The organism is Bartonella sp. MR168JLCBS (genome assembly GCF_042194175.1).
This window is the reverse complement of record NZ_JBHIMP010000531.1, coordinates 1-276: the sequence shown is the minus strand read 5'-3', so window position 1 is coordinate 276 and position 276 is coordinate 1. Positions and strand designations below refer to the sequence as shown.

The 276-nt window shown below is 36.2% G+C and carries 1 pseudogene; it reads right to left on the bottom strand.

Annotated elements, in window-relative coordinates:
• Window positions 1-178: 178 nt before the first annotated feature.
• Window positions 179-276, bottom strand: a pseudogene (locus ACFIK8_RS12445) (TIGR01244 family phosphatase); the annotation flags it as partial.

Below are 276 nucleotides of genomic sequence, written 5' to 3'. Positions count from 1 at the left end.
CTAAGACATCGTGAAATATATGAATTTTTCGTTGTTGGGAGGGGAAATAAATGTCTGAAGATCTGATTTCATTATTGTCTTACCTTTTGCTTTTTTTATAACCCTATGAAATTTTGCGGCTTTTATGATGGTTTAGAAGTTTACCGCTTGTTTTTTTCTGGTTTGTTAAGACAAGGGATTAAAGACGCGCTAAACGATAAAGATGCATCGAGCGTGTTCCGTAGTGACAATAGGCAAGAAGAGGTGTGGGGGCTGTTTTTAAAATTGTTTGCATAG